This window comes from Vibrio sp. 2-1-2a (genome assembly GCF_032648565.1).
GTDB classification, from domain to species: Bacteria; Pseudomonadota; Gammaproteobacteria; order Enterobacterales; family Vibrionaceae; genus Vibrio; species Vibrio diabolicus.
The window spans coordinates 453,961-473,742 of the sequence record NZ_WBOH01000004.1 but is presented as its reverse complement, the minus strand read 5'-3'; the positions used below and the strand labels follow the sequence as shown (position 1 = coordinate 473,742).

Here is a 19,782-nt window from a genome sequence, read left to right as displayed (position 1 = left end):
TATCTAGAGAATGAACATATCAGCATGAAGCCAATTGTGATTACTGGTGGCCCAGGTGCGGGGAAAACCACCCTACTGAATGCATTAGAGCGGCAAGGGTATGCGACGTTTGCAGAGAGCTCTCGTACGCTGATTGAACAGCAAAACCAGTTAGACGACGGTATCTTGCCGTGGACGAACCTGCCTGAGTTTGCTCAATTGTGTCTCGACTTGATGAGCAAGCAAAAGAGTGATGCGCGTTGTCATGACGTTGCGTTTGTTGATCGCGCCATCCCTGACATCATTGCATACCTACAAGTGGGCGGCTGTAAGGTTGACCGAGCTTTCTTAACCGAAAGTGCTGGGTACCATAGTCAGGTGTTTACTTGTCGACCTGAAGCATCCATTTACGTGCAAGATGAAGTGCGTCCACACAGCTTTGAAGAAGCATTGGAGATTCATCAATCCTTAGTGGATATCTATGCTGAGTTGGGTTACGAAGTGGTCGAAGTGCCATGGGGCAGTGTGCTAGAACGAGTAGGCTTTGTTCGAAGAGTCATCGGTTTAGTTGGTGAGGTCGCAGACTAAAACCTCCTCGCTAGGAGGAGGTTTGAATCATTTACTTTTGATTGAGCTTTTGTAGGAACTTATCAGACTCTGCAATCGCTTCGTTCATTTGTTTGATGGCAAACTGAATGTCTTTCTCTAAGCTAGAGAACTCACCTTGTAGAGAGCCAATCGCACTGGCGTTAAGGTTGTGTTTCAAGTACAACGTGTTGTCGCGCAGTGTATTTAGTACAGGCGTCATCTTTTTCTCTGCACGCTTCATTGCGCTAAGCATGGTTTTGTACGAAGCTTTGGTTTCACGTAGCTTTTGTTCGCTTGAACGGCGCAATTTCGCGCTCGAGTACAGCTCTAGTTCGTCTTGCCATTCATTAAACAGTGCGCCGGAAACGTCTTCAATCGCAGCAATGCGGTCACGAACGTCTTGCGCCGCTTTTTCGCTGTCTTCGTACTTGTCATTGATTTTGTTGTAGACACTTTCTAGCTCACCACCATCAAAATTAGTGATCGCAGATAAGGCTTCGAGCGCACTGGTGAATTCTTCTTGTGCATCTTGTTGAGATTCTTTGGCATCTTCAACGCGGTCGACCATAATATCTCGTTTATGGTACCCAACTTGCTCCATCGCTGAGTAATAAGCAGATTGACACCCTGTTAAAGTGAAAATTGATAGTACAATTGCTAATAAATAAGGCATTCTTATGTCCTCGACAATAGGGTCTGCCGACCTTTTGTGGTTGTTTTTTTGTTCGATATAAAAGCGTTTTAATCGCGGCGAGAGGGTTGTAGCATAGTCATTCTAAGCAAAACGCCTCTCAACAAAGAGTAAAACGCTTCTAGACGAACCCTTCGGGCAGCGCTTGTGGTTTCTTTCTACTGTGTTATCGGCTTCTCTGGTAGGTTAACTACAATTCAAAGCCTCTGCCTTGTATAAAGAACCCACAAACTGCTGCAAAAATCAGCTCAAAAGGTCAACAGACCCTTATTATGGGATGAACTATGAACCAGTTATCAGAGAGTTACAAGGCAAGATTAATCAATCTACTGCCAAGTTGCGTCGCGTTTTTTAAGTATCTTCTTAAGCGATTAACGCATGATCGCGTCAATGTGAACGCGGGCTATCTTGCCTACATTACCTTGTTATCCATCGTGCCAATGCTGACGGTATTGTTATCAATATTGTCGAAATTTCCCGTTTTTGCGAACGTCGGTGAGGTGTTGCAAGGCTACATTATTGAGAATTTTGTTCCGGCATCTGGGGAAGCTGTACATACGGCATTGCAGGAATTTGTGGCGAATACGGGCAAAATGAGCGCGGTTGGCGGTGGGTTTTTATTCATTGCTGCAGTCATGCTGATTTCGAACATTGATAAGAACTTAAACTACATTTGGCGAGTTAAAGATAAGCGCCGTTTAGTATTTTCATTCTCTATGTATTGGATGGTACTCACGTTAGGGCCGATCATGGTCGGTGCGAGTATCGCGGCGACATCGTACGTGACCTCACTGCAAATTTTAGAGAACGAGACATTATCTGGTGCGTTCAATTTGTTTTTACGTTGGTTACCGCTGTTGTTGTCTTTTTTCGCTTTCCTTGGCTTATATATTCTGGTGCCGAATAAAAAAGTGCACCTGGCTCATGGCGCGATGGGGGCAGCAGTCGCTGCGATACTGTTCGAATTAAGTAAAAAGGGCTTTGCACTCTACATCACGCAGTTCCCCTCTTATCAGCTCATTTACGGCGCGTTAGCCGCGATTCCTATCTTGTTTGTTTGGGTGTATTTATGCTGGATGATCGTGTTATTGGGTGCGGAAGTCACAGCTGCGCTTGGTGAGCGAGAGCACTGGAGTGAAGATTTAGACATGATACACTCGACCGCTGAATCTCAGTTAACAGATGAAGGAAGCGAGAGTAGTGATAGCGCTAATTCAACGAGTCAGTGAAGCTGCCGTCCGTGTGGATGGTGAAGTCGTAGGGGAAATTGATCGTGGTCTGCTGGTCTTATTAGGAGTAGAGAAAGACGACGATGAGGCTAAAGCAAAACGCTTGATGGAGCGTGTTACGACCTACCGCGTGTTCGAAGATGATGAAGGTAAGATGAACCTGAACGTCAAACAGGTAGAAGGCAAAGTGTTGGTGGTTTCTCAATTTACGTTACCTGCGGATACAAAAAAAGGCACTCGTGCTGGCTTTTCTCGCGGTGCGCATCCTGCTGATGCTGAGCGCTTGTATGATTACTTTTCTGATTTGTGTGAACAAGTTTTACCCACACAGCGTGGCCGCTTCGCTGCCGATATGAAAGTGTCCTTAGTGAATGACGGTCCGGTGACGTTTTGGTTGCAGGTCTAGTCTGGTAACACCAGTGCCATGGTCTAAGCTTTAACTCCAAGCTCATGGAATTGGCTTGGAGTGATTTTCCCGACATTTATTAGTGTTGTGCTTTCAAAGGATTGATATGTTCAAACTCATTACTCCCAAAACCGATAATCAGATAAACAAGTATTATCAGTTTCGCTGGCAACTGCTTCGTGAGCCATGGCGTATGCCAATTGGCTCCGAACGCGATGAATACGATGAAATGAGCCATCACCGTATGATTGTTGATGGCCGAGGTCGTCCTATGGCGATCGGTCGTTTATACATTACGCCGGATAATGATGGCCAAATCCGCTATATGGCGGTTAAAAATAATCGCCGCAGTAAAGGTATGGGCTCGCTGGTTCTGGTCGCGCTAGAGTCGTTAGCACGCCAAGAAGGGGCGAAGCGCTTGGTGTGTAATGCCCGTGAAGATGCCATCGCCTTTTACGAGAAAAATGGCTTTGAGCGTCGCGGTGAACTGACCGACGAGCGCGGTCCTGTGCGTCACCAACAAATGGTGAAACCATTGGATCCGATGGCGAATGTGTTGCGTCGCCCAGAATGGTGCACTGAACTTCAGCAGCGCTGGGAGCAACAGATCCCAATTAGCGACAAAATGGGGATCAAAATTAACCAGTACACGGGTTATCAGTTTGAATGCTGCGCGCAACTTAATCCGAACCTTAATCCGCATAACACCATGTTTGCGGGGTCGGCTTTTACTTTAGCCACCTTGACGGGGTGGGGTATGACGTGGCTGCTGCTTAAAGAGCGCGGTTTGCATGGTGATATTGTGTTGGCCGACAGCTCGATTCGTTATCGTCAACCAGTCGAACAAAACCCCGTGGCAAGTACTTCGTTGGATGGGATCAGTGGTGACCTAGATCGATTGGAGTCAGGGCGTAAAGCACGCATCGTCATTCACGTGGTGATTTATAGTGGCGACACGCCAGCCGTAGATTTTGTTGGTACCTATATGCTGATACCGAACTATTCGCAATTACTCAGCTGTTAATTGAGAGGGCGCCTTACTGATCTGTAGGGCGCTTATCTGTTTCGTTTTCTCGCTCTGTCGGTGGGAGGATTTGTTCCTCTGTGGTGGGATCAGTGACAGATGCTTCGTCTTCTTCGACAATTTCTTCGGAAAATTCTTCCTCTTGAATCTCCACATTGATGTTATCGATCGCAGTTGGCTGCTCAATGGATGATTCATGTGTTTGTGGAGTACTTTCAACATCAGCCGGTTCTTTTGGAGCTGGTGCTTTTAAACACTCATTATGATGGATTTCGCCACTGAGTAGATCGCCTTCAACGCTCCCGCACGAGTCCTTCCATTGATAAACAATGCCATTTAGCGGGTTGTTGGCCATATCAAACTCGCCCCAAACCCTACCACTCATAGCTTTCCCTGAAATGGTGACTGGTTCTATGGCGACTTTCCCTCGTTGCGCGCTTAAACGCAGCGGACTTAAGGTAATGGCTTTGAGCGAATGATTCGCTTGGGATTTAAAACGGGTATCTCGTAGGTTGGCTTCCACTTCACCCGATAAGCTGTAGGCCAGCATGTTGCGATCACCTGATAATCCTTGTAGAGCGAGGCTGAGATCGGAAAAACCATCAATAGCCAGTGTGTCGGGTAAATAATCGTGGAAGAGTGATAAGGGAATGCCATCGGCATTGAGGTTGAGCGCCCAAGGCTGGCTCGGAGTACTTAGGTCTATCTGTCCGATGCCTTCTACGTAGCCTTGCTCGAGTGGTGCAAAAAGGCGTGTCAGTTGCCAAAAGCCATTCTCACTTTGCATGGCAAGTGCAGCATGAGACGTGAGTACTTGGTTATAACTGGCGTTGACTACGCTGGCTTCCAGTTCTCCTTGCCAAAGGCCCCAACGTTGATTGACCTGTTTAAGATCAAGTTGCTGCCCTTCGATGTTTAAACCGGAGAACTGCCAATAAGGTTCGTGAGATAGCTGAATGATTTGGCTGCGCTCAATGTCGAGTCGTTGGACTGTGACATGATCTAACTTACTGATGGCGGCGTGCCACCAGTTTTGGTTATCTTCAGGTTGTATTGCCCACTTGAGGCCTTGAATGGAGGCTTCTTCGAGTTGCCATTGCGTTGGAGTGAACACCCCAGAGACCTGCACACGACCTTGCTGCCAATCTAAGCTGAGCTCGTTGAGCTGGATTTTTCCAGGCTCTATAGCAGCACTTAAACGCGGCTCTATTGCGGTTTGCTGTTGGAATTGGACGCTATCCGCCTGCAATGAAACTTGAGCCGTTGTCTCCCAGGGAGACAGTGGCAGTGTGGCGTTTTCTACGGATAGCTCTAAGTTTTGCCAGTGCCAATCGCCCCATTCAATATCGGCGTTCAGTAAGTCTAAGCTATTAATGTGATTAATCTGGAATGGCATTGCTTGCCAAGGCTTAGCAAGCAGTGATTGGAGCTGGATATGATTGAGTTGCAACTTATTGATGGTCACATTCACTAAAGACCAGCCTTGTGGATACTGCTCGCCTTGCCCTGAAATTTGACTGTTACGCCAGTTAAATGAAGTGCCATAGAGCGTACTGTCTTGCGGTTTGTAGTCCATGTCGACCAAGACCTGATTAAAGGCTTCGCCATTCCAATAGATCTGGTCGGCTGCAAGTTGAACCTCGCCATATGGTATTAACTGGCCATTCCATTGTGGTGATTGAATTTGAAGGTCAATGCCATTACCAGAAAACTGCTCGTCGGCGTAATCAATATTTTTGAGCGCGATTTGATGGAACAAAACGTTATCTAAAGGCGGGAGCTTTGGCGCGCCATACTGCAAATTAAGTCCATCAATCAATAAGCTATCAACGATCCATTTACCATCGCGATAAACATCGGGATTCATCCATAAATCGACTTGCTCGATATAAGAAGCGTCGTCTACGTTTGTGTTCACACCCTGTAAAGTTAGGTGGTAGGGAAAATCGTAACGCACGCTTTCTGCTTGAAAGGGCAGGGAGAGGCTGTTTGATAGCAGACGCCAAGTTGCATCGGCGTAAGATGTTGTTAACAGCGCAATCATTGTGGCCGGAATGGCAACTAAGATAACCAGTAAAAGAATTAGAACTCGACGCGCTGTTTTCATCCCTGCTAGAACCTACGTTTGCTATTAAATAAAACTAGATAGGCTTTAGCTTGTATCAATATTCTGCGGTATTCAATAAAAAGCCCCTCAAAAGAGGGGCTTGAAGCGGTTTTTTTGTAACTTGGTCTACGTAAAAGTGATAAGTGGCTGCCCACTTATCACTGTGGTTTACGCGACGTCGTTGTTACTCGACTTAATCAATCTGAGGGCCAGCGGCAAGCAGAGATTTACCTTCCGCATTGTCCGTGTATTTATCAAAGTTATTGATAAAGCGTTCAGCCAAGTCTTTCGCTTTGCTTTCCCACTGAAGTGGATCAACGTACGTGTCACGAGGGTCTAGAATGCTTGGATCCACACCTGGTAGTGAAGTCGGTACCTCAAGATTGAAGATAGGAATGTGCTTAGTTGGTGCATCTTCAATCGAACCATCAAGAATCGCATCAATAATTCCGCGCGTATCTTGAATCGAGATACGTTTGCCAGTGCCGTTCCAACCTGTATTCACTAGGTAAGCCTCAGCGCCTGCTGCTTCCATACGTTTAACCAGTACTTCTGCGTATTTAGTTGGGTGAAGCGTTAGGAACGCTGCGCCAAAACATGCAGAGAAGGTTGGCGTTGGCTCAGTAATACCACGCTCTGTTCCTGCCAGTTTTGCAGTAAAGCCAGATAGGAAGTGGTACTTCGTTTGCTCAGGTGTCAATTTAGACACTGGAGGTAGCACACCAAATGCGTCCGCCGATAGGAAGATCACTTTATTCGCGTGACCGCCTTTTGATACTGGCTTAACGATGTTGTCGATATGGTAGATAGGGTAAGAAACACGAGTGTTTTCTGTTTTCGAACCATCATCAAAGTCGATAGAGCCATCGCTACGTACCGTTACGTTTTCTAGCAGTGCATCACGGCGAATCGCGTTGTAGATGTCCGGCTCCGCTTCTTTCGATAGCTTGATGGTTTTCGCGTAACAACCACCTTCGAAGTTGAAGACGCCGTCATCATCCCAACCGTGCTCATCATCACCAATTAGCGCACGTTTAGGGTCAGTTGATAGTGTGGTTTTACCGGTACCAGAGAGACCAAAGAATACCGCTACGTCGCCGTCTTTGCCCATGTTAGCGCTACAGTGCATTGATGCGATGTCTTTTAATGGAAGGAAGTAGTTCATCATTGCGAACATGCCTTTCTTCATCTCACCGCCGTACCAAGTACCACCGATAAGTTGCATGCGCTCGGTTAGGTTAAATACGGTGAAGTTTTCTGAGTTCAGACCTTGCTCTTCCCATTTTGGGTTAGTGCATTTTGCGCCATTCATTACCACGAAGTCTGGTTCAAATGTTGTCAATTCTTCTTCTGTTGGGCGGATAAACATGTTTTTAACGAAGTGCGCTTGCCATGCGACTTCAGTGATAACACGAATGCTCAAACGCGTATCTGGGTTTGCACCACAGTAACCGTCAACAACAAACAAACGTTTGTTAGAAAGCTGGTTTGTGACCAGTTCTTTCAGCTCGTCCCACACTTCTGGAGTGATTGGTTTGTTGTCATTTTTTACTTGATCAGACGTCCACCACATATGCTCTTCTGTCGTAGCGTCTTTGACGATGTATTTATCTTTTGGTGAGCGACCAGTAAAGATGCCAGTGTCAACGGCAACCGCACCTAGTTCAGTAACCACGCCACGCTCATAACCAGTTAGGTCTTCACGCGTTTCTTCCTCAAACAACATTTCGTAGCTAGGGTTGCGAATAACCTCTTTAACGTTATGCAGTCCGTGCTTGGTTAGATCAAGTGTTGCAGCCTTAGTATGTTCCATAACGGTCATAGGTGCTCCTTATAAGGATTTTTGTAGGGATTTTGTAAGAATGTTTTAATTTTAATCTGCTCACCATGCTAGCAACGGGGCGGGGAGAAAACAGGGAGATAGCTCAAAATTTATCCATGATTTCAATAAGGTTTTAGGTAACCCGTCACATATTGGTGGGAATAGTTTATCGTGCACGCAATCCTTTGCGCTAGGGCAAAATCATTATTAATTGTTTAAAATTAAGCAGTTGTTTTATTACGCTTGAAGCGAGGTATTACGAGGGGTTGATCACAAAAATGCCAGCATTAAGCTGGCATTTTGTAGGGTAAATTACGTGCTTGATAAGCTATGTAAATTAATGCAGGGTTTTCTTGTCCGCAGAAGCTTGTGCATATAGCTCGGTGACTTCTGCTTCGTCGAACGTATAGGTCGTGCCACAGTAATCACAATGTAAAGAAACGGATCCTACTTCAGCCAAAATGTCATAAATTTCAGCTTTCTCAACGGTGATGATAGCGGCACCACTACGATCACGAGAACAGCCACAATGGAATTCGACAGGTTGCGGTTCGTAAAGGCGCACTTTGTCTTGGTTATATAGGCGGTATAGTAGTTCGTTAGCTTCTAGACCAAATAGCTCTTCATCTTTTACCGTGTCAGTCAGTTGCTCTAGATGCTCGAAATCATCTGGTGAACCAGTGCCATCAGGGATTACTTGAATCAACATACCTGCTGCGTGTGCTTTACCTTCGTGCTCGCCCGTGCGGATCCATAGACGCGTTTTTAGCTGCTCTGAGTTTGCAAAGTAGCCTTCTAGTACGTCGGCTAGAGTATCACCTTCTAATCCAACGACACCTTGGTAACGCTCACCGTTTTTCGGTTCGATAGTGATAACGAGGTAACCTTTGCCCATGAGATCGTGGAGGCTTGCATCATCGGCAATATCGCCTTCCCAGCGAGCCACGCCACGAACGCGTTGCTTGTGGTCACCGTTGATAACGGCAAGAGATACAGGGCCGTCGCCTTGTAGCTGAATGGTGATTGAGCCTTCGAACTTAAGAGTGGCAGTTAAAAGAGTGGTTGAAACGAGTAGCTCACCCAGCAGTTTCTCTATTGCTGCCGGATATTCCTTGCTGGAGATAACACGTTGGTACGCTTCATCCAATTGTACCAACTCGCCACGTACTGAAAGATCTTCGAATAGGTAGCGGTTTAAAACATTATTTGCCATGGAGTGCTTTCCTCGTTGGTAATTCCGGCTTTTATTGGTGTTTGAACTTAATGATGTCTCTGCGCTGCTTTTTATCTGGGCGGCGTTCTGGACTTGGGTTGTGGGCATTAAGCTTACGTTGAGTCGCGTGTTCCTCACGTTTCGCTATACTTTCATTAGTTTCGCGATACAAGGTCTGTGCGATGGGAGCGCCTCGGCGTTGATCAGAAATTTTTTCGATGATCACCGTTTTTTCTTCGTTGCCTTGACGAAGTCTTACTTCGGCGCCCACTTCAACGATTTTACTCGGTTTGCTTCGTTGGCCATTATAGTGGACTTTACCACCATCGACCATGTTACGAGCGATAGAGCGGGTTTTATAAAATCTTGCGGCCCATAGCCATTTATCTAGCCTAACGGCTTCATTTAGGGAACTCATAGAACACTACGCTATCTAATCACTGCCCGAATATGGCAATGAGTGATGGATTATTCACCTACAGATGGAGTCAAGGCGTATTTTTTTCAAGGGAGTTGGCAAAAACTGCATAAGAAAAAGGTATGAAAGACAACTTGTGATATAGTTCACTGCTCTTTGTTGAGTAATAATTTTATTGCAAATTTAGCAATTTAAAGTCGATAGCTATTGTTATAGCTTAAATGACGAACGTTAGAATAAAGGAATCCATTCAGTGAAACGTTTAGAGCTAAGTGCAGGATTATCAAGCAGACCGCTACTGGCTCAGATCAAGTCCAATAATTATACAATTCAAGCCAAACTTAGCTTGTTGCTCACCTGTCTGTTTATTGCAATAACCGGATGGATACTTGGCAAAATTGTATGGTTAGCCATACCTCAATCGTCGGAAGTGCCGCAATGGCGTCCATCGACGAGCAGCGTTGTTGCGAGCAATAAAGGCGACGCGATAGATTTTAATGCCCTTCAGAATGCCAACCTATTCGGTAAATTCACTGAACAAAAGCCTGCAGTTGTAGAACAACCTGTTGTTAAAGACGCCCCTAAGACGCGCCTTAACCTTACACTGGTTGGCGCGGTTGCAAGCAGTGATGCGAATACCAGCCTTGCTGTCATTGCCAACCGTGGCAAGCAAGCAACGTATGGTTTAGGTGAAGAAATTGAAGGTACGCGTGCGACACTAAAAGCCGTATTAGTGGATCGCGTCATCATTGATAACCAAGGTCGAGACGAGACCTTAATGATGCAGGGTATAGAATATAAGAAGCTATCTGAATCGCCGCAGATAGCCAGAGCCCAATCTCAACGAGCAGAATCAGCGTCTGACGTTGGAGAAAAATTAGAGCAAATCCGAGAGGAAATTGCGAAAGATCCACAAAGCGTTTTCAAATACATCACCATTTCACCCGTCAAAAGAGACGGGGGCATTGTTGGTTATCGAGTGTCACCTGGTCGTGATGCCGCGCTGTTTAATGATGTGGGTCTAGAACCTGGTGATATTGCGGTGCAGCTTAATGGGATCGATTTAAGTGACCCGTCTTCTTCAGTACAACTGATGCAAGTGATGAGCGATCCGCAAGAATTAAATTTAACTGTTGAGCGCGACGGCCAACAGTACGATATCTATATCCAATTGTAAGACTTAGGCAACCGGCGTAAGTTCAGGGAGACATACGTGAAACATTGGTTCAGCAAAAGTGCTTGGCTACTAGCAGGAAGTTTACTCTGCGTCCCAGGTGCAATAGCAAACGAATTTAGTGCCAGCTTTAAAGGCACTGATATTCAAGAATTCATCAACATAGTGGGTCGTAATCTCGAAAAGACCATCATTGTTGACCCTTCAGTGCGCGGTAAAATCGATGTCCGCAGCTATGATGTGCTTAACGAAGAGCAATACTACAGCTTTTTCCTTAACGTACTCGAAGTATACGGCTACGCCGTCGTAGAAATGGACAACGGTGTACTTAAGGTTATCAAAGCGAAAGACTCAAAAACGTCAGCAATCCCTGTATTAGGTGATGGCAGCGCGCAAGGCGACAGCGTTATCACTCGAGTTGTTGCGGTGCGTAATGTGTCGGTTCGTGAGTTGTCTCCTCTACTTCGTCAACTGATTGATAATGCTGGTGCTGGTAACGTAGTTCACTACGATCCTGCGAACATCATCTTAATCACAGGTCGTGCGGCGGTCGTAAATCGCTTAGCAGAAATCATTAAGCGTGTTGACCAAGCGGGTGATAAAGAAATTGAGCTGGTGGAACTGCGCAATGCTTCTGCTGCCGAAATGGTGCGTATTGTTGAAGCACTGAATAAAAGCACCAATCAGAAGAGCACGCCTGAGTTCCTTGAGCCTAAAATTGTTGCCGATGAACGCACCAACGCGATTTTGATTTCTGGCGATCCTAAAGTACGTGCGCGTCTGAAGCGATTGATTCGTCAACTTGACGTTGAAATGGCGACCAAAGGTAACAACCGCGTGGTTTACCTGAAGAACGCGAAAGCTGAAGATTTGGTGGATGTACTAAAAGGTGTCTCCGATAACCTACAAGCTGAAAAGCAAGTCGGCCAGAAAGCGTCAGGTGCCCAGCGTGGTGAAGTGGTGATTGCTGCGCACGCAGCGACCAACGCCTTAGTATTAACGGCTCCACCAGATATCATGAATGCGCTACAAGATGTTATTGCTCAGCTTGATATTCGTCGTGCTCAAGTCTTGATTGAGGCGCTGATCGTTGAAATGTCAGAAGGTGACGGCATTAACTTAGGTGTTCAGTGGGGCTCACTGGAAACCGGTGCGGTGATTCAGTACGGTAACTCTGGTGCACCGATTGGTCAGGTGATGGTTGGTCTAGAAGAAGCAAAAGATCAAACTCGAACTGAATACTACACAAATGCGAATGGCGAACGAACGCCATATGATGTTACTGAATCTGGTGACTATTCTACTCTTGCATCGGCACTGAGCGGTGTTAACGGTGCTGCGATGAGCATCGTGATGGGGGACTGGACTGCCTTAGTCAGTGCCGTAGCGACTGACTCCAACTCAAACATTCTATCTTCTCCAAGTATCACCGTAATGGATAATGGTGAAGCATCATTTATTGTTGGTGAAGAAGTGCCTGTTATCACAGGCTCTACGGCTGGCTCAAACAACGACAATCCATTCCAAACGGTTGATCGTAAAGAAGTGGGCATCAAGCTTAAGGTTGTGCCACAAATTAACGAAGGTGACTCTGTTCAGTTAAATATCGAGCAAGAAGTGTCCAATGTATTAGGTGCAAACGGTGCGGTTGACGTTCGATTTGCTAAGCGTCAGCTAAATACCTCAGTTATGATCCAAGATGGTCAGATGCTGGTTCTTGGTGGTTTGGTTGATGAACGTGCACTTGAAAGTGAGTCAAAAGTACCGCTACTGGGTGACATCCCAGTGCTTGGTCATTTGTTCAAATCAACCAGCACGCAAACAGAAAAGCGTAACTTGATGGTGTTCATCAAGCCGACGATTATTCGTGATGGTATGACTGCAGACGGCATTACACAGCGCAAATACAACTTTATTCGCGCAGAACAGCTCTACAAAGCGGATCAAGGATTGAAGTTGATGGCTGACGAGAAGATCCCAGTCATGCCAGCCTTTGGCCAGGAGCGTCAGCACCCAACTGAGATACAAGCGTTTATTGATCAAATGGAAAATAACTAATGGTTGATATGTTAGACACAGCGCCAAGTATGCGTCGTCTGCCATTCAGTTTTGCCAATCGCTTTAAACTGGTGCTGGAGACAGAGCATCCTGAGCGTCCGCCCATTCTTTACTATGTCGAGCCGCTCAACCCAGCAGCTCTGGTTGAAGTCCGTCGTGTGCTGAAGAAAAGCTTCGTACCGCAGCCTATCGATAAAGAAGCCTTTGATAAAAAGCTGACCGAAGCATATCAACGTGACTCGTCTGAAGCGCGTCAATTGATGGAAGACATCGGTGCCGATAGCGACGACTTTTTCTCATTGGCTGAAGAGCTGCCGCATGATGAAGACTTGCTAGAGTCAGAAGACGATGCACCAATCATTAAGTTGATCAATGCGATGTTGGGTGAAGCGATCAAAGAAGGGGCGTCGGATATTCACATCGAAACTTTCGAGAAAACCCTTTCGATTCGTTTCCGTGTCGATGGCGTATTGCGTGAAGTGCTCACTCCAAGTCGTAAGCTTGCACCACTGTTAGTGTCGCGAGTGAAGGTCATGGCGAAGCTGGATATTGCAGAAAAGCGTGTACCTCAAGATGGTCGTATCTCGCTGCGTATTGGTGGTCGTGCGGTTGATGTGCGTGTTTCTACAATGCCGTCGTCACATGGTGAGCGAGTAGTTATGCGTCTGTTGGATAAAAACGCGACGCGTCTCGATTTGCATAGCTTAGGTATGACGCCTTCCGTGCACGACAATTTCCGTCATCTTATTCAGCGTCCTCACGGTATTATCTTGGTCACCGGCCCGACGGGTTCTGGTAAGTCGACGACTTTGTACGCTGGCTTGCAAGAGATCAACAGTAACGAACGCAATATCTTAACGGTCGAAGACCCGATCGAATTTGACATTGATGGCATCGGTCAGACTCAGGTGAACCCGAAGGTCGACATGACTTTTGCGCGTGGCTTGCGTGCTATTCTGCGTCAGGACCCTGACGTGGTGATGGTCGGTGAGATCCGTGACTTAGAAACCGCACAAATTGCAGTGCAAGCGTCCTTAACGGGTCACTTAGTAATGTCGACCCTTCACACCAACACCGCTGTTGGTGCGATCACGCGTCTACGCGATATGGGCATTGAACCATTCCTTATTTCTTCATCGTTATTGGGTGTGTTAGCACAGCGCTTGGTTCGTACGCTTTGCCCGAGTTGCAAAGAACCGTATGAAGCCGATGCTGAACAGAAGAAACTGTTTGGTATGGAAGCGCATGAACCACTAGAGCTACACCGTGCTAAAGGCTGCGAAGCGTGTAACCAAAAAGGCTACCGAGGTCGAACAGGTATCCACGAGCTCATTATGGTCGATGAGCAAGTGCAAGAATTGATTCACCGAGAGTCTGGTGAGCAAGAAATTGAGAGAGCCGTTCGCGCCCATACGCCAAGTATTCGCAGTGATGGTCTAAGCAAAGTACGTCGTGGTATTACGTCACTTGAAGAAGTGATGCGAGTGACGAAGGAAACCTAATGGCGGCATTTGAGTACAAAGCGCTAGATGCAAAAGGCAAGCATAAAAAAGGCACGATAGAAGGGGACAACGCCCGACAAGTGCGCCAGCGACTCAAAGAGCAAGGGATGATCCCGATTGAAGTGGTTGAGACGAAAGCTAAATCGGCTAAGTCTTCAGGCTCAGTCAGCTTTAAGCGCGGCATCTCAACATCTGAGCTGGCACTAATCACACGTCAATTGTCCACGTTAGTCCAATCAGGTATGCCTCTGGAAGAATGTTTGCGCGCGGTCTCTGAGCAGGCTGAAAAGCCGAGAATTCGTTCTATGCTGGCTGCGGTTCGCTCGAAAGTAACCGAGGGTTATCCGCTCGCCGACAGTTTTGCTGATTACCCACACGTGTTTGATGAACTCTATCGCTCCATGGTTGCGGCGGGTGAAAAGTCAGGCCATCTTGATACGGTATTAGAGCGTTTGGCGGACTACGTCGAAAACCGTCAGAAGATGCGTTCCAAACTGCTTCAAGCCATGATCTACCCGGTGGTTTTAGTGGTGTTTGCGGTTGTTATTGTTTCTTTCTTATTAGCGACAGTGGTACCCAAAATCATTGAGCCAATCATTCAGATGGGACAAGAGTTACCTCAGTCAACGCAGTTCTTACTGGCAGCCAGTGAGTTTGTGCAAGATTGGGGGCTTATCATCTTCGTCGTGCTGGTGGTGTTTTTCTATGGGCTCAAACTGGCGTTGCAAAAACCAGACTTTCGCTTAGCTTGGGATAGAAAAATCTTGAGTCTACCGCTATTGGGCAAAATCTCTCGAGGTTTGAATACCGCACGATTCGCACGAACACTTTCGATTTGTACTTCCAGTGCGATCCCAATTCTAGAAGGCATGCGTGTCGCGGTGGATGTTATGTCTAATCGCTACGTGAAGCAGCAAGTATTGCTTGCTGCGGATAACGTTCGAGAAGGTGCCAGCCTGCGTAAGGCGTTGGATCAAACTCGTCTGTTTCCACCAATGATGCTACACATGATCGCCAGTGGTGAGCAAAGTGGTGAATTGGAGAGCATGTTGACGCGTGCTGCCGATAACCAAGATCAAAACTTTGAATCTACAGTCAATATTGCGTTAGGCGTATTCACTCCGGCATTAATTGCCTTAATGGCTGGATTAGTGTTGTTCATTGTGATGGCGACCTTGATGCCAATGCTAGAAATGAATAACTTGATGAGCGGATAAATTCGAATTAAGACGTGTCTACTTACGGCATGGCTTGAATCTAACTTTCGGAGAAAAAAATGAAATTTAAACGTAGTAAACAACACGGTTTCACACTTTTAGAAGTGATGGTTGTTGTCGTTATCCTTGGTATTTTGGCAAGTTTCGTTGTTCCAAACCTATTGGGTAACAAAGAGAAGGCTGACCAACAAAAAGCGATTACGGACATCGTAGCGCTGGAAAATGCCCTAGATATGTACAAGTTGGATAACAGCGTTTACCCAACGACAGACCAAGGCCTGGAAGCATTAGTTAGCAAGCCTTCTAACCCAGAGCCTCGCAACTACCGTGATGGCGGTTACATCAAACGTCTTCCTAATGATCCTTGGGGTAACCAGTACCAGTACCTAAGCCCAGGCGATAACGGTACGATTGATATCTTCACTCTAGGCGCAGATGGCCAAGAGGGTGGAGAAGGCCCAGCTGCAGATATTGGCAACTGGAACATGCAAGATTTCCAATAAATAGAGCCTAAGCCAGCACTAATGAAGCAAATGCGAAAACACAATGGTTTTACATTGATAGAAATTCTATTGGTGCTGGTTTTGCTATCTCTCACGGCAGTGGCCGTGATCACGACATTACCGACCAGCCAAAAAGATCTTTCCAAACAGTATGCTCAAAGCTTTTTTCAGCGTTTACAGCTGCTTAACGAAGAAGCCGTACTAAGCGGTAAAGACTTTGGCGTTCGTGTGGATGACGCTAAATCAACGTACGCTCTACTGAGTTTGACCGCGGAAGGTTGGCAGCCTCTGGAGTTAAAGCAGATTCCGAGCAAAACCAAGTTGGAAGATGACATTACGCTACTGCTCGAGCTAGGTGGCGGTGCTTGGGATAATGATGATCGCCTATTCAAACCGGGCTCTCTTTTTGATGAAGACATGTTTGCTGAAGAAGAAGACGACGAAAAGAAAGTTAAGCCACCGCAAGTGTTTATCTTTTCCAGTGCAGAAGTTACGCCATTTACTCTGTCTTTTTTTCCGCAAAATGGTGACGCCTTTAATGACGGCTGGCGAGTCATCGGCAAAGAAAGTGGACAAATCTTGTTACTAGCGCCGGGCGAAGAAGTGAAAGAGGATGAGAATGCGAAATTCTAAGCAAGCTCGCCCACATTGGAGTCATCGCCGGACGAGAGGCATGACACTACTGGAAGTATTGGTCGCACTGGCTATTTTCGCCACCGCTGCCATCAGCGTCATTCGCTCGGTGAGCCAGCATATTAATACGATCAGTTATTTAGAAGAAAAAATGTTTGCAGCCATGGTTGTGGATAATCAGATGGCCAACGTGATGTTGAGTACCAGTGAACTTAAAGTAAAGAACGGCACAGAAGAGCTGGCTGGGCGCACTTGGTACTGGAAAATCACGCCTGTTGCCACCACGCAGCCATTGCTGAAAGCATTTGATGTGAGCGTCGCGCTCGAGAAAAACGCGAGCCCAGTCGTGACGGTACGAAGTTATGTGGCGCAATAAGAATCCACGCGCAAGTAAGCGCCAACTGGTAAAAGGTTTTACACTTATTGAAGTGTTGGTCTCGATTGCCATTTTTGCCAGTTTAAGTGTCGCCGCGTATCAAGTGGTATCGCAAGTGCAGCGCAGCAATGCACTATCACAAGAGCGAACTCAGCGCTTAAATGAAATTCAGCGCGCCATGGTGATGATGGATAATGACTTTCGTCAAATGGCGATGCGCCAAACGCGGACAAATGGTGAAGAGCCCGCGAGCCAACTGATTTTTTGGTCAGATTACTTGCTCGACTCCGACACTAAAGGGCTAATGTTTGCTCGTTTAGGATGGCACAACCCTCAACAGCAGTTTCCCCGAGGGGAGGTCACCAAGGTTGGCTATCGTTTAAAAGAAGAAACATTACAACGAGTATGGTGGCGCTACCCTGACACGCCAGTGGGTCAACAAGGCATCGTTACCCCATTACTAACGCAGGTCGAATCGTTTGATATGCGTTTTTACGATGGTAAACAATGGAAAAAAGAGTGGGATGACGAAAAATCGCTACCGAAAGCGGTTTCTGTGATCCTTACTCTCAAAGATTATGGAGAGATTGCCCGCACCTATCTGACTCCTGATGGCACATTGAGTCAGAAAGAAGGAAGTTCAGGAGGCAGCAATAATGGTTAATCGTCAGCGCGGTGTCGCTTTGATTATTGTGCTGATGTTACTGGCGATTATGGCGACAGTTGCCGCCAGTATGTCGGAGCGTTTGTTTTTGCAGTTTCAGCGGGGCGCCAATCAAGTTAACTACCAGCAAGCGTATTGGTATAGCCTTGGGGTAGAGGCGTTGGCAAAAGTCGGTATCGAGCAAAGCTACAAAGACACCGATACGATCAATATGAGTCAGCCGTGGGCAATAAAAGAACAAGTCTATCCGCTAGATTATGGTCAAGCGGCGGGACGAATTAGAGACAAACAAGCGTGCTTTAACCTCAATGTATTGAGCCGTGTGCAACCGACGGGACAGCAAATCGCAAGACCTTATTTAGTCAATGTGCTGCAGCGTTTATTGGAAGAATCGGATGTTGAATCGTATCAGGCAGAAATCATTGCAGACTCTACCTGGGAATACATTGATGCTGATGACACCGTTCGCTCCACAACCGGGGTCGAAGACAGCACATATGAAGCGATGAAACCCGCGTATTTAGCGTCAAATGGCTGGATGGCAGATGCTTCCGAGTTACGGGCTGTCTATCAGGTGAGTGGTGAGATTTTCCAAAAATTGGAACCGCTAATCTGCGCATTGCCTAGTGATGATTGGCGTTTAAACGTAAATACGATTGAAGTCGAGCAAGCTCCGATTTTGGTGGCAATGTTCTCACCAAACTTAAGCAGTAGTGATGCGATTCAGCTAATTGAAAAACGCCCATTTGATGGGTGGGATAGCATTGATGAATTTTTAGCAGAGTCAGAAATGGCTGGCTTAAGTGAAGATGTAAAGAAAAACGCCAAAGGCTATTTGGGTGTGGATAGCGCCTTTTTTGAATTGGATGCACAAGTGTTGGTGGATGAATCACGTGTACGTATCCGAAGCCTTTTGCAAAGTACAAATAGAGAGACGGTGACCGTAGTTCGCCGTCGTTTTGGAGGGATCAGTGAGCGAGTTTCTGACCGTTCGGCTGAGTAGCGAACAACAAAGTACCATTCCTTGGGTGGTGTGGTCGACAGATCAACAGGAAGTGATTGCCAGCGGTGAAATCGCCGGATGGGAACATTTAGATGAGTTGATCTCTTATGCAGGTCAGCGCCAAGTTGTGGCGCTATTGGCGAGTAATGATGTGGTCTTGACGCAAGTGGATATACCGCCTGGCGCAACACGTCAGTTCGACGCGATGTTACCGTACCTCGTGGAAGATGAAGTCGCGCAGGACGTTGATGGCCTTCACTTTACCGTGTTAGGTAAACAAGCGGATAAAGCGCAAGTGTGCGCTGTTGAACGCGCTTGGATTCAGACCGTATTGCAGCGTTTTTCAAGCCAAGGCATCACCATCAAACGCATCTTGCCAGATGTGCTTGCGTTACCTGTTCAGGGAGAGCATAGCAGTGCCGCGATGCTTGGTGATCAATGGTTGATTCGTCACTCAGCGACAGAGGGTGCGGTTGTCGATGCTTCTTGGTTAGACCTTTACCTCTCTTCTTATCTACAAAATCATGAAGGTTGGAAGCTCGATTGCTATAGCTCAGTCCCTGAATCTGCGTTACCTGAAGTATGGGAGCCGCAGCCAGAAGAAATGACCATGGGGTTACTGGCGAAGGGGGTTACAGAAAGCAAAGTCAATTTGCTGACCGGGATCTTCAAGCCTAAATCTTCTTGGGGGAAATACTGGAAGCTCTGGCAAAAAGCCACCATTGCTGCGGGCGTGCTTATCGTTGTTATGGTTGCGCAGCAGTTGCTCGTCGTCCACAAGTACGAAGCACAAGCACAAGCGTATCGTGAGGAGAGTGAGCGTATTTTCCGCCAGGTGTTCCCGAATAAACGACGAATTCCTACCATTAGTTATCTCAAACGACAAATGGATGATGAAGAGCGCCGCTTATCTGGTGGTGGCGGTCAGCAGGCGATGTTGTCTTGGTTGGCAGCACTGCCAGCGACACTGGGGCAGGTCAGCGATTTGGAAATCACCAGCTTTAAATATGATGGTCAACGTGGCGAAGTGCGAATTCAAGCTCGCAGTTCAGACTTCCAACCTTTTGAGCAGGCTCGCGTGAAATTGGCAGAGAAGTTTAATGTTGAGCAAGGACAGCTGAACCGTAGCGATAACGTTGTGGTTGGCAGCTTTGTTTTGAAGCGTTTGTGAGGTG

Annotated in this window: 19 protein-coding genes; 14 read left to right on the top strand and 5 right to left on the bottom strand. The window is 46.8% G+C overall.

Features of this window, described 5'->3' with window-relative positions; genetic code table 11:
• Positions 1–24: 24 nt before the first annotated feature.
• Positions 25–567 carry an AAA family ATPase gene (locus tag F7Y48_RS13985; RefSeq protein WP_182033375.1) on the top strand — a complete coding sequence of 181 codons (543 nt, stop codon included), beginning with the start codon at positions 25–27 and terminating at the stop codon, positions 565–567.
• Between the two features lie 31 nt (positions 568–598).
• Here the strand turns inward: F7Y48_RS13985 and F7Y48_RS13980 are convergent, their stop codons facing one another.
• Entirely contained in the window at positions 599–1,240 is a 642-nt protein-coding gene (locus tag F7Y48_RS13980) for a DUF2959 domain-containing protein (RefSeq protein WP_006741783.1), read from the bottom strand.
• A 302-nt stretch (positions 1,241–1,542) separates the two neighbouring features.
• Between F7Y48_RS13980 and F7Y48_RS13975 the strand changes: the two genes are divergently transcribed.
• The 3 genes from F7Y48_RS13975 to F7Y48_RS13965 all read left to right on the top strand — a co-directional run bounded on the left by F7Y48_RS13975 (position 1,543) and on the right by F7Y48_RS13965 (position 3,917).
• Positions 1,543–2,487, top strand: a complete 945-nt coding sequence (locus F7Y48_RS13975; protein ID WP_005379281.1) for a virulence factor BrkB family protein — start codon at positions 1,543–1,545, stop codon at positions 2,485–2,487.
• Positions 2,459–2,893, top strand: coding sequence for a D-aminoacyl-tRNA deacylase (dtd, locus tag F7Y48_RS13970; protein WP_012841223.1), 435 nt, complete (start codon positions 2,459–2,461; stop codon positions 2,891–2,893). The genes F7Y48_RS13975 and dtd overlap by 29 nt, the downstream gene beginning before the upstream one ends.
• Positions 2,894–2,999: 106 nt before the next feature.
• Positions 3,000–3,917 (top strand): bifunctional GNAT family N-acetyltransferase/hotdog fold thioesterase, encoded by a 918-nt coding sequence (locus F7Y48_RS13965; RefSeq protein ID WP_005395003.1) that lies wholly within the window; start codon positions 3,000–3,002, stop codon positions 3,915–3,917.
• A 13-nt stretch (positions 3,918–3,930) separates the two neighbouring features.
• Here the strand turns inward: F7Y48_RS13965 and F7Y48_RS13960 are convergent, their stop codons facing one another.
• The 4 genes from F7Y48_RS13960 to hslR all read right to left on the bottom strand — a co-directional run bounded on the left by F7Y48_RS13960 (position 3,931) and on the right by hslR (position 9,477).
• Positions 3,931–6,024, bottom strand: coding sequence for an AsmA family protein (locus F7Y48_RS13960; protein WP_258507144.1), 2,094 nt, complete (start codon positions 6,022–6,024; stop codon positions 3,931–3,933).
• Between the two features lie 193 nt (positions 6,025–6,217).
• Positions 6,218–7,846, bottom strand: a complete 1,629-nt coding sequence (gene pckA, locus F7Y48_RS13955) for a phosphoenolpyruvate carboxykinase (ATP) (RefSeq protein WP_256951314.1) — start codon at positions 7,844–7,846, stop codon at positions 6,218–6,220.
• Between the two features lie 337 nt (positions 7,847–8,183).
• Complete coding sequence (gene hslO, locus F7Y48_RS13950; protein ID WP_046874147.1) at positions 8,184–9,059, bottom strand: Hsp33 family molecular chaperone HslO; 876 nt, start codon at positions 9,057–9,059, stop codon at positions 8,184–8,186.
• A gap of 31 nt (positions 9,060–9,090) precedes the next feature.
• Entirely contained in the window at positions 9,091–9,477 is a 387-nt protein-coding gene (gene hslR / locus F7Y48_RS13945; protein WP_031780440.1) for a ribosome-associated heat shock protein Hsp15, read from the bottom strand.
• A 253-nt stretch (positions 9,478–9,730) separates the two neighbouring features.
• Here hslR and gspC point away from each other — a divergent pair, with 253 nt between their 5' ends.
• From gspC to gspL, 10 genes are read left to right on the top strand one after another with little or no spacing between them, the layout of a single operon-like run.
• Complete coding sequence (gene gspC, locus F7Y48_RS13940) at positions 9,731–10,654, top strand: type II secretion system protein GspC (protein WP_005394996.1); 924 nt, start codon at positions 9,731–9,733, stop codon at positions 10,652–10,654.
• 36 nt (positions 10,655–10,690) lie between these two features.
• Positions 10,691–12,709, top strand: a complete 2,019-nt coding sequence (gspD, locus tag F7Y48_RS13935) for a type II secretion system secretin GspD (RefSeq protein ID WP_005394995.1) — start codon at positions 10,691–10,693, stop codon at positions 12,707–12,709.
• Positions 12,709–14,211 (top strand): type II secretion system ATPase GspE, encoded by a 1,503-nt coding sequence (gene gspE, locus F7Y48_RS13930; RefSeq protein ID WP_005394994.1) that lies wholly within the window; start codon positions 12,709–12,711, stop codon positions 14,209–14,211. Before gspD ends, gspE begins: the two co-directional genes overlap by 1 nt.
• The gene (gene gspF / locus F7Y48_RS13925; protein ID WP_005394987.1) at positions 14,211–15,428 is read left to right on the top strand and encodes a type II secretion system inner membrane protein GspF; all 1,218 of its coding nucleotides are present in this window, start codon (positions 14,211–14,213) and stop codon (positions 15,426–15,428) included. The genes gspE and gspF overlap by 1 nt, the downstream gene beginning before the upstream one ends.
• Positions 15,429–15,487: 59 nt before the next feature.
• Entirely contained in the window at positions 15,488–15,931 is a 444-nt protein-coding gene (gspG, locus tag F7Y48_RS13920) for a type II secretion system major pseudopilin GspG (RefSeq protein WP_005394985.1), read from the top strand.
• A gap of 30 nt (positions 15,932–15,961) precedes the next feature.
• The gene (gspH, locus tag F7Y48_RS13915; RefSeq protein WP_005394983.1) at positions 15,962–16,564 is read left to right on the top strand and encodes a type II secretion system minor pseudopilin GspH; all 603 of its coding nucleotides are present in this window, start codon (positions 15,962–15,964) and stop codon (positions 16,562–16,564) included.
• Positions 16,545–16,940 carry a type II secretion system minor pseudopilin GspI gene (gspI, locus tag F7Y48_RS13910; protein ID WP_031780439.1) on the top strand — a complete coding sequence of 132 codons (396 nt, stop codon included), beginning with the start codon at positions 16,545–16,547 and terminating at the stop codon, positions 16,938–16,940. The genes gspH and gspI overlap by 20 nt, the downstream gene beginning before the upstream one ends.
• Positions 16,927–17,604 carry a type II secretion system minor pseudopilin GspJ gene (gspJ, locus tag F7Y48_RS13905; RefSeq protein ID WP_047009392.1) on the top strand — a complete coding sequence of 226 codons (678 nt, stop codon included), beginning with the start codon at positions 16,927–16,929 and terminating at the stop codon, positions 17,602–17,604. The genes gspI and gspJ overlap by 14 nt, the downstream gene beginning before the upstream one ends.
• Positions 17,597–18,607 (top strand): type II secretion system minor pseudopilin GspK, encoded by a 1,011-nt coding sequence (gene gspK / locus F7Y48_RS13900; RefSeq protein WP_048624612.1) that lies wholly within the window; start codon positions 17,597–17,599, stop codon positions 18,605–18,607. The genes gspJ and gspK overlap by 8 nt, the downstream gene beginning before the upstream one ends.
• Positions 18,576–19,778, top strand: a complete 1,203-nt coding sequence (gene gspL / locus F7Y48_RS13895; RefSeq protein ID WP_065646530.1) for a type II secretion system protein GspL — start codon at positions 18,576–18,578, stop codon at positions 19,776–19,778. Before gspK ends, gspL begins: the two co-directional genes overlap by 32 nt.
• The last annotated feature ends 4 nt before the right edge of the window (positions 19,779–19,782 follow it).